This window comes from Flavobacterium wongokense, from assembly GCF_021608265.1.
Taxonomy (GTDB): domain Bacteria; phylum Bacteroidota; class Bacteroidia; order Flavobacteriales; family Flavobacteriaceae; genus Flavobacterium; species Flavobacterium wongokense.
In genome coordinates, this window is record NZ_JAKIHP010000015.1 from 1 (window position 1) to 2,755 (window position 2,755).

At 31.9% G+C, this 2,755-nt stretch carries 3 protein-coding genes; all 3 read right to left on the reverse strand.

What is annotated here, in order from left to right; genetic code table 11:
• Positions 1 to 480: 480 nt before the first annotated feature.
• The 3 genes from L1S31_RS14780 to L1S31_RS14790 all read right to left on the reverse strand — a co-directional run bounded on the left by L1S31_RS14780 (position 481) and on the right by L1S31_RS14790 (position 2,730).
• The gene (locus tag L1S31_RS14780) at positions 481 to 1,134 is read right to left on the reverse strand and encodes a hypothetical protein (RefSeq protein ID WP_236465553.1); all 654 of its coding nucleotides are present in this window, start codon (positions 1,132 to 1,134) and stop codon (positions 481 to 483) included.
• Between the two features lie 150 nt (positions 1,135 to 1,284).
• Positions 1,285 to 2,160: a hypothetical protein gene (locus L1S31_RS14785; protein ID WP_236465554.1), complete on the reverse strand. Its 876-nt coding sequence runs from the start codon at positions 2,158 to 2,160 to the stop codon at positions 1,285 to 1,287.
• Positions 2,161 to 2,319: 159 nt separating this feature from the next.
• Positions 2,320 to 2,730: a hypothetical protein gene (locus L1S31_RS14790; protein ID WP_236465555.1), complete on the reverse strand. Its 411-nt coding sequence runs from the start codon at positions 2,728 to 2,730 to the stop codon at positions 2,320 to 2,322.
• Positions 2,731 to 2,755 lie beyond the last annotated feature (25 nt).

Genomic DNA, 2,755 nt, shown 5'->3' on the forward strand with positions numbered 1-2,755 from the left:
GGCTTTACGCAGTGGCGGAACTTTAGTAATTAAGTCGAAAGATAAACAAAATTTGAATTAACAGATTATTTTCCGAGAAAGATTAACCAGCCATTGCGTGAAACCGCTGTTACCACTTCGGTTTTGCTATTAACTTGAGCACGCAAACTTTGCCAGCTTCAAATTCCGGTTTCTATTTCCATTTCACTCTCTATAACTTGTAGCAATTTTTTTGTAGCAATTTAAATTGCTACATTTTTTTTGCTACAACTTTTCTACGCAAACTTTGTACGCAATATTTCTGCGACATTCCTTTTCCGGCTAAATTTTCAAGCAAAATATTCTTTGGATTTTTCGAATTTAAACTTCAGTTGTAAAATAGGGCAAAACTGGGTGGTAACGTTCCGCCGCTTGGCGTCAGTAGCGGTAAATTTAAAAAAAATATTCTGCGTGAAGAAGGATTTGGGGAAACCGTTAGGTTTCCGGCGCAATGTTAAGGAGCTATTGCGCCAAACGGCTGTTGTACGCAGTTATTTTTTCTATCGCTTCTTTTAAAATCTTTTCATAAGTAAATTTCAAAATAAATTTATCGCCAGGTAATTTTTCCAGTTCTTTTGTAAAAGATTCCAGTTTTATCTTGCTCTGATCTATTTCTTTAAGTTTTGACTGTTCAGAAACACTGTAGAACATTGCTTTTAAAATAATGGTCGTTATAACTTCAGCTGCAAGAATAAAAAAGTATCTTTTGTATTTCTGTTCTTCACTTTCTGATTCAATAGTGCCATTTTTTCCATACCACTTGTCAAGATTCTTCTTCACATTTTTTCCGTTTTCTCCACTAAGAAAAAAATCATTGAATGTTGCAATTGATCTAACATGCGCAAACTTATTTCTAATACTCATTATATCTGACAACTTTTGAACTTCAATTTTTTCCAATCCTTGTATGTCTTGAATTATTTGTACTTTTTGGTTGAATGATAATGCAGAAGAGCTAAAACCGAATGACTTTGAATTTTTCCAGTCGATATTTAAAATTTGTCCTAATGCCGAAGAAACTATTTCTTCAATTAAAATTGTATGTTCTAAAATATACAACCTTAAATCTTCAGATTTTGAAAAATGATTAATTTCAAGCGAGTTTTCCTTTTCCATGATGGGTGAAATAATTGCGTACAACGTTCCGCGGCTTTGCGCCGTAGCGGCAAGTTAAGAATAAATGTAATAAGAAATTGTGATGTTCAGAGTATTTTCCAAGAAAGACAAACCAGCTATGGCGCAAAACCGCTGTTAGCGGTAGTTTTTTTAATCTTCAAAGTCTATTTTATTAAATTTCGTTTTCCAATTCCTAAGAAAAGTACGTGTTGGACGAACTTTTTTTAATTTCAAGCTTTTAGTTAAAAATTCAAAGTCTGTTAATTTATCACTGAATACATATTCAAAGACACAACAATACAAATCAAGGATTAAAATAAGATCAAGTGAAGTTTCTAAAGAATATTCTAACGATCGTACAAGAACTAAGCCTTTTTCCTCTTTGTCTAGAACAAAATATTTTTTAATTTGAGTTTTGTCAATATGAGCTTTTGAACTTAATTCTCCATAGAGTTTTCCAGCCAAAGGCCAAAACGTTTTTAGTAAGTTGACGTTTGTTGGAGATTCAAATTCATTATATGTAGTTTTATGAAAAACACTGTAAGCAAATGATAACTGCTCTAACATTTGTCTTATTAAAGAAAGCGTTTCAAAATAGAATCCTTGCTTTATCAATGACCGTACAGCTGAAAAACTGCCATCTAATCTTTTAAAAATTAAACCACAAACGCTGAATGTTTCTGAACTACCTTCGAAATCTAAATTTTTTAATTTCTGTTTGTATTTATCATAGGTCATTTTCTGAAATAATAAAATTTCATCTACAGCAATATCGTAGTTAAAGACTTTATTCTTCGTTTGCCTTTTTAATAACGATTCGTGTTCTTCAACATAGTTTTTAAATTGTCTTTTTAAGGTATTATCCACAGATATATTACCTGACCTTTCAGTTGTCAACGCAGCAAGCAAATATTGTTCTTGCCAAATTGTAAAATATAACGGAACAATTATCGGTGTGCCGTAAAACCAAATTATCTTGGTTTCTCCCATATCCACAGAATATCTAAGTGTTCTAAAGTCAATCATAAATCTGGGGTTGTGAAAAATTACCGCTAACGTTCCGCGGCTTTGCGCCGTAGCGGCAAGTTAAGAATAAATGTAATAAGAAATTGTGATGTTCAGAGTATTTTCCAAGAAAGATAAGCCAGCTATGGCGCAAAACCGCTGTTACCAGCAGGTTGGTTTCTACTTAATTTTTTTGAATGAAGCTCTTCCAGTTTCAAATCCCAATTCCAGATTCTGCTTGTCTATATAAATTATAAAACTCGAAGAAGAAACCTGATTTAAAGAATCATACTCAACTATTTTAAAATCACTTACAATTGTTGGTTGACTAAAATCAAAGGCGCCTTTCTTTGTTAAATACTTCTCGGGTGACTTTTCAAACACATATTTTACTTTGTTTTTTTCTGTAACTTTTCCTTTGTATTTGCGCTCAATTATGGAGTTTTTAATGTTAAGTATATAATTACTATCTGTGTTAAGTTTCCAGCTACCTTGTAACATCTGCTTGAGATTATTTTGTTTTTGAACATTCAAAGACTTATTAAACGAATTTAAGCTCAAGAACATTACTATTAGGACTATTTGTTTCATTTATGTTAACGTGTTTAAACTTGCT